This is a genomic window from Ruegeria sp. BHSB196 (assembly GCF_059613135.1).
In genome coordinates this window covers 23,008-29,051 of sequence record NZ_JBXWRY010000046.1, presented here as the reverse complement: position 1 = coordinate 29,051, position 6,044 = coordinate 23,008, and the positions used below count along the sequence as shown (strand labels likewise).

Here is a 6,044-nt window from a genome sequence, read left to right as displayed (position 1 = left end):
GTTATCGCCTCTGCTTTTGCCAGAATTTCGCGGGCGGTGGCAACGTGAAGGTTTTCGACGATCTTGCCGTCCACGACCGCGACCCCCTGCCCCTGCGCCTCGATCTCTTCGAAGGCGGCGATCTGCCGGCGGGCCAGGTCGATTTCCGCCTCGGACGGGGCGAAAGCGGCGTTGGTGACGTCGATCTGCGCCGGATGGATCAGGGTCTTGCCGTCGAAACCCATGTCGCGCCCCTGCGCACATTCGACGGCCAGCCCGTCGGCATCCTTGAAGGCGTTGTAGACGCCGTCGATGATGACCAGACCTTCGGCCTTGGCGGCCAGCAGGCACAGGCCCAGCGCGGTGATCAGCGGTTCGCGGTCGGGGCGGAACCGGGTCTGCAACTCCTTGGCGAGGTCGTTGGTGCCCATGACGAAGCCCGCCATCAGCGGGTGCGCCGCGATTTCGGCCGCGTTCAGCATCCCGCGCGGGGTTTCCATCATCGCCCAGATCGGCAGATCGCCGGTGATCGCGGCCAGCGCCTCGACATCCGCGGCCGAATTCACCTTGGGCAGCAGCACCACATCGGCATCCATGTCGCGCACCGCTTCGGCATCGGCCCTGCCCCAGGGCGTGTCCAGGCCGTTGATCCGCACGATCCTGACCCGCGGCCCGTAGCCGCCCTGAGCCAGGGCGGCCTTCAGCGTGTCGCGTGCGTTGTCCTTTTCGTCGGCCGCCACCGCATCTTCGAGGTCGAAGATGATGGCATCCACCGGCAGCGATCTGGCCTTGTCCAGCGCCCGCTCCTTGGATGCGGGAATATAGAGAACGGAACGGTACGGGCGCAGGCGCTGCTCCATGGGGGCCTCCATGAGAAACAAAGTTGCGCGGAATGGGGCATTTTTTGCCGGAAAGTTCAAGGGCAAAATCGCCGCGCTGCAGCAATTCCGCCGCGTCGCGGGGCAACGGCCGGTGGGTTCATCACTATGCAGTTTCCTGCGCGCAGTCTTGGCCGGGTCGGAAACGCGCGGAACGCAAGGGGGACGCGATGCGGAAAACGATCATGACGGCGGCGATGGGGTTCGGGATTCTGGCGCTGTTCGCCCAGAGCCTGTCGGCCGAGGGCGGCAATTGCGCCCCGCGCGAGCGGGTGCTGAAACGGTTGTCGGAGACCTATGGCGAGACCCGCCGGGGGATCGGGCTGGTGCGGCAGGGCGCGGTGATGGAGCTGTTCGCCTCGGACCGGACCGGCACCTGGACGATCACCGTCACCCTGCCCAACGGGGTCACGTGCCTGGTGGCGTCGGGCCAGTCCTTCGAAAGCCTGGCCGAGGCGCTGCCGGCGGCGGGCGAGGACGCCTGAGCCGGGCAACGGTCAGGTCAGGGCATCCCAGATCAGCTTGCAGCCGGTGATCGTCAGCAGCACGTAGGCGATGCCGAAGAACAGCCGCTCGGACACCATCCAGTGGGCGCGGACGCCCAGCCACGCGCCCAGCAGCGCAAAGGGCGCCAGCAGCAGGTCGGCCCAGGCCGTCTGCGCCGTGAACATGCCGAGATAGGCATAGGGGACGAACTTGGCGATGTTGATGGCCCAGAAGGCCAGCACGGTGGTGGCCTGGAACTCGGTCTTGGACAGGCGCTGCGACAGCAGGTAGACCGCGGCGGGCGGGCCGCCGGCGTGGCTGACGAAGCTGGTGAACCCGGCGACCACCCCGGCCAACAGCCCCGCGCCGGCGGGCAGGCGCCTGGCGAAACCCCTGACCCAGCCGCGCGACTGGGCCAGATGCCAGGCCACGAAGCCGACCGAGATCCCGCCGATCAGCAGCCGCAGCAGATCGGCGTCGGTCGCCTGATACAGCCACGCGCCCAGCGCGACGCCGGGCACGCCGCCCAGCACCAGCAGCCGGGCGTCGGGCCAGCTCCAGCGTTTCCAGTAGGGCGGCAGGGTCGCCAGGTCGATCAGCATGAGCAGGGGCAGCATCAGGGCAAGTGCCTGTCCCGGCTCCAAAATCAGCGCCAGAATCGAGGCCGAGGCAAAGGCCACGCCCGAGCCGAACCCGCCCTTGGAGATGCCGGCGAAGATCACGGCGGGGATCGCCACCAGAAAAAACATTTGGTTCATTTCGAACATGCCGCGGCCCCGAACCCCCTGTTCCCCAAGCCCTTTAGCGCAATCGGAGGGGCCGGGACAATCTGTATGCGGTCGCATGCCGCGTTGCGGAACACTTGCGCGGGGCCGCTTTAACGACTAGCAAAACCGCGATTTCAAAACCGACCGGAGACATTCCAAATGGCCAGACCCAAGATCGCGCTGATCGGCGCAGGTCAGATCGGGGGCACGCTCGCCCACCTCGCTGCAATGAAAGAACTTGGCGATGTCGTGCTGTTCGACATCGCCGAAGGCATCCCCGAAGGCAAGGCGCTGGACATCGCGGAATCCGGGCCGGCCGAGGGCTTTGACGCCAAGCTGAAGGGCACCCAGTCCTACGAGGACATCGCGGGCGCCGACGTCTGCATCGTGACCGCCGGGGTGCCGCGCAAGCCGGGGATGAGCCGCGACGACCTGCTGGGCATCAACCTGAAGGTGATGAAATCGGTCGGCGAGGGCATCGCCGCCCATGCCCCCGACGCCTTCGTGATCTGCATCACCAACCCGCTGGACGCGATGGTCTGGGCGCTGCGCGAATTCTCGGGCCTGCCGCACAACAAGGTCTGCGGCATGGCCGGCGTGCTGGATTCGGCCCGGTTCCGCCACTTCCTGGCCGAGGAATTCGAGGTGTCGATGCGCGATGTCACCGCCTTCGTGCTGGGCGGGCATGGCGACACGATGGTGCCGTCGGTGCGCTATTCGACCGTGGCCGGCATCCCGCTGCCGGATCTGGTCGAGATGGGCTGGACCACGCAGGAAAAGCTGGACGCCATCGTGCAGCGCACCCGCGACGGCGGCGCCGAGATCGTCGGCCTGCTCAAGACCGGCTCGGCCTATTACGCGCCGGCCACCTCGGCGATCGAGATGGCCGAAGCCTATCTGAAGGATCAGAAGCGCGTGCTGCCCTGCGCCGCCTATTGCGACGGCGAGCTGGGCGTGAAGGGCATGTATGTGGGCGTTCCGACCGTGATCGGCGCCGGCGGCATCGAGCGGATCGTGAACATCAAGCTCAACGAGGAAGAGCAGGAAGGCTTCACCAACTCGGTGAACGCGGTGAAGGGCCTGATCGAAGCCTGCAAGGGCATCGACAGCTCGCTGGGCTGAGATCGACCACACCACCGTATCGGACGCCCCCTGGGCGACGCTGTGAACACTGGAAACCCGGCCGGATCGTGGCCGGGTTTCGCTTTTCCAGCCTGCGCGAACGCCAGGCGAAGCCGCCTAGGACCGCGGCGCGGGTCAGTCCTCGGGCGGGGGGCCGTGGTTGAAGATCGACACGGCGACTTTCCACGATCCGTCCGGCTGGCGTTTCAGCACGTTGACGAAGCTGCCCTGCTCGGACGGGCTCGTGCCGGTGACGGCGAAGGTACCGATCTGATAGGCCAGGTCGCCCTCGACGCCGAAATCCACCAGGGCGTTGCTGTGCGTGCCGCCGTCGCCGTCGCGCATGCGGGACCGGTAGGTTTCGACGAACGCCTGCTTGCCGCGGGTCATGGTCTGGCCGGGCGCAAGCAGGATCACGTCGTCGGTGAAGAACGCGGCGCAGCCTTCGGCATCGCCCTTGTTGAACGCTTCGTTGTAGGCGGCGTCGAACTCTTCGAGAAAGGTCTTCATGTCCATGGCGCTCTCCATTGGCGCGGGGTGGATGGGGCGGCGGGGCCGCCGTCGGATGTGCGGTCATCGTATCCGGTTGGCGGTGGAGGTGTCACGCGAGCCATGAGGCAGACCATCGGCTCGCACATTCCGGATGCCCGGTTGGACCGAGAGGCGGGCAATCGGCGCGCGGGATGTTGGCGCAAACGGCGCAAGCGCCTTTTTTTGTCTGTGATTTCAGCTTTCGCCGCCGCGCGGTCGAATCATTCGGGGTTCGCACGCGATTATGTGATCACACCCCAAAACCCTGTGATCACAAAAGCCGAAAATCTTTGTCGAAACCCACCGGAAGCCAAAAAAACCTTTAACCTCGGGTGCCGGACTTGCCTATACCGGTTCAAACGCAGTCAGACGGGACAGTTTCGATGAACATTCACGAATATCAGGCCAAGGCCCTTCTTCGCAGCTATGGCGCTCCGGTGTCCGACGGGCGCGTGGTTCTGCGCGCCGAGGAAGCAAAGACCGCCGCGGGCGAGATGGACGGCCCGCTCTGGGTGGTCAAGGCGCAGATCCACGCGGGCGGCCGCGGCAAGGGCCACTTCAAGGAGGCCGATGCCGGCGAGAAGGGCGGCGTGCGCCTGACCAAGTCTGTCGAGGAAGCCGCCGAAGAAGCCAAGAAGATGCTGGGCCGCACCCTGATCACCCATCAGACCGGCCCCGCCGGCAAGCAGGTCAACCGCATCTATATCGAGGACGGCTCGGGCATTCAGACCGAGATGTACCTGGCGCTGCTGGTGGATCGCCAGACCAGCCGGATCTCCTATGTCTGTTCGACCGAGGGCGGCATGGACATCGAGGAGGTCGCCGCCGAGACCCCCGAAAAGATCCTGTCCTTTTCGGTCGATCCCGCGACCGGGTATCAGCCCTATCACGGCCGCCGCATCGCCTTCATGCTGGGGCTGGAAGGCAAGCAGGTGAAGCAATGCGTTTCGCTGATGGGCACGCTGTACAAGATGTTCGTCGAAAAAGACATGGAGATGCTGGAGATCAATCCGCTGATCGTGACCGATGCGGGCGATCTGAAATGCCTGGACGCCAAGATGGGCTTTGACGGCAACGCGGTCTATCGCCACCCGGACATCGCCGAGCTGCGCGACACGACCGAGGAAGACCCCAAGGAACTGGAAGCCAGCAAATACGACCTGAACTATATCGCGCTGGATGGCGAGATCGGCTGCATGGTCAACGGCGCCGGTCTGGCGATGGCGACGATGGACATCATCAAGCTCTATGGCGCCGAGCCGGCCAACTTCCTGGACGTGGGCGGCGGCGCCACCAAGGAGAAGGTGACCGAGGCGTTCAAGATCATCACCAGCGACCCGAACGTCAAAGGCATCCTGGTCAATATCTTCGGCGGCATCATGCGCTGCGACGTGATCGCCGAGGGCGTGGTGGCCGCGGTGAAGGAAGTCGGCCTGAAGGTGCCGTTGGTGGTGCGCCTGGAAGGCACCAATGTTGAGAAGGGCAAGGAGATCATCAACAACTCGGGCCTGGACGTGATCGCGGCGGACAACCTGAAGGACGGGGCCGAGAAGATCGTGAAGGCGGTCAAGGGCTGAACCAGTGCGCGCGTTGCTCACCATCTGCTGTCTTCTAGCTGTTGCCCTGCCCGCAACTGCACAGGGGCTGCGGGGCCACGACCTGAACCCCGGCGTTCCCTGGCAGACGGCTGTGGGCGAGGCGTGGGCAAGCTTTGACGCGCACTGTCACACGGCTTTGACGGACCCCAACGCGTTCATCCGGTTCGCCGACGAAAAGTCCCGCGAGGGGATGAGAGTGAGCATGGTTCAGCAGGAAGATGAAAGCATCCTGCAGGTTTCGGTCGCTGACCAGAACAGCTCATTGCATGCCAGTTTCATTGCGGTTTCGGATCGCAGCGCTCTGGAGTGCCAAGCGATCGCGACCTGGCTTCCGACCGGAATCGCCCCCTATTCGAGCAACCCGACCGGGGCGATCGATCCGAAGATCGTCTTTGAGTACATTCAAGGGTTGATGGAACAACGTGGAGGCATCGAAGTCGTCGGAGGCAAAGCCAATCTGTTGCGCGGCGACATGGCTGATGGCGGTTTTTTCGGCAGTTTTGGTGGTGGAACCACCGAAGGTGGCGGGGGTCCTGGGGGACTTCACGAATACGCCGTCAGGCACGACGCCTATGCAATCCGCGGATTCTGGAGTGAGCCGGACGTTCTGGTGCATCTTGGACTGACGGGCAATTACATGGGATTGCATGCCTTCCGGATAGTATTTGCCGATGAATGGTGAG

7 protein-coding genes are annotated in these 6,044 nt (G+C 64.6%); 4 read left to right on the top strand and 3 right to left on the bottom strand.

The window, feature by feature from the left end:
• Window positions 1–839, bottom strand: an 839-nt coding sequence (locus AC2FNJ_RS17365) for an HpcH/HpaI aldolase/citrate lyase family protein (RefSeq protein WP_496765972.1), incomplete at its 3' end; no start/stop codon positions are given.
• A gap of 188 nt (window positions 840–1,027) precedes the next feature.
• On the opposite strand from AC2FNJ_RS17365, the gene AC2FNJ_RS17360 reads away from it, so the two are divergent.
• Window positions 1,028–1,342: a hypothetical protein gene (locus AC2FNJ_RS17360; protein ID WP_496765970.1), complete on the top strand. Its 315-nt coding sequence runs from the start codon at window positions 1,028–1,030 to the stop codon at window positions 1,340–1,342.
• Window positions 1,343–1,354: 12 nt separating this feature from the next.
• Here the strand turns inward: AC2FNJ_RS17360 and AC2FNJ_RS17355 are convergent, their stop codons facing one another.
• Complete coding sequence (locus AC2FNJ_RS17355) at window positions 1,355–2,110, bottom strand: sulfite exporter TauE/SafE family protein (RefSeq protein WP_496765969.1); 756 nt, start codon at window positions 2,108–2,110, stop codon at window positions 1,355–1,357.
• Between the two features lie 159 nt (window positions 2,111–2,269).
• Here AC2FNJ_RS17355 and mdh point away from each other — a divergent pair, with 159 nt between their 5' ends.
• The gene (mdh, locus tag AC2FNJ_RS17350; protein ID WP_496765967.1) at window positions 2,270–3,232 is read left to right on the top strand and encodes a malate dehydrogenase; all 963 of its coding nucleotides are present in this window, start codon (window positions 2,270–2,272) and stop codon (window positions 3,230–3,232) included.
• A gap of 135 nt (window positions 3,233–3,367) precedes the next feature.
• On the opposite strand, the gene AC2FNJ_RS17345 is transcribed toward mdh, so the two are convergent.
• The gene (locus tag AC2FNJ_RS17345; RefSeq protein ID WP_496765965.1) at window positions 3,368–3,748 is read right to left on the bottom strand and encodes a YybH family protein; all 381 of its coding nucleotides are present in this window, start codon (window positions 3,746–3,748) and stop codon (window positions 3,368–3,370) included.
• Between the two features lie 398 nt (window positions 3,749–4,146).
• Here AC2FNJ_RS17345 and sucC point away from each other — a divergent pair, with 398 nt between their 5' ends.
• Complete coding sequence (gene sucC / locus AC2FNJ_RS17340; protein ID WP_496765964.1) at window positions 4,147–5,340, top strand: ADP-forming succinate--CoA ligase subunit beta; 1,194 nt, start codon at window positions 4,147–4,149, stop codon at window positions 5,338–5,340.
• 4 nt (window positions 5,341–5,344) lie between these two features.
• Window positions 5,345–6,043, top strand: a complete 699-nt coding sequence (locus AC2FNJ_RS17335) for a hypothetical protein (protein ID WP_496765962.1) — start codon at window positions 5,345–5,347, stop codon at window positions 6,041–6,043.
• The last annotated feature ends 1 nt before the right edge of the window (window position 6,044 follow it).